1 protein-coding gene is annotated in these 390 nt (G+C 71.3%); it reads left to right on the top strand.

Annotation, left to right across the window (positions count from 1 at the left end):
• Nucleotides 1-390, top strand: a 390-nt coding sequence (locus tag BJL95_RS25345; RefSeq protein ID WP_217631721.1) for a hypothetical protein, incomplete at both ends; no start/stop codon positions are given.

The following is a 390-nucleotide window of genomic DNA, read 5'->3' on the forward strand; positions in this document are numbered from 1 at the left end:
CCCGCCAAATCGCCGCGCTGGAAACCGCCGACCTGGCCGCGCTGAGCACCGCCCAAGCCGCCGCGCTCAAATCCCATCAAGCCGCCGCGCTGACCACCGGCCAAGTCGCCAACCTGATCACCGCCGACCTGGCCGCGCTCAGCACCCTGGCGCTGAGCAACCTGACCACCGCCGGCATCGTCGCGCTGACCACCGCCCAAGCGGCGGCGTTGACCACCGCCCAAATCGCCGGGCTAACCACCCAACAAGTGGCCGCGCTGGAAACCGCCGACCTGGCCGCGCTGGGCACCGCCCAAGCCGCCGCGCTCAAATCCAACCAAGCCGCCGCGCTGAGCACCGCCCAAGCCGTCAACCTGGAAACCGCCGACCTGGCCGCGCTGACCACGCTGA

The sequence above is a fragment of the Methylomonas sp. LWB genome, from assembly GCF_001856095.1.
GTDB lineage: Bacteria > Pseudomonadota > Gammaproteobacteria > Methylococcales > Methylomonadaceae > Methylomonas > Methylomonas koyamae_A.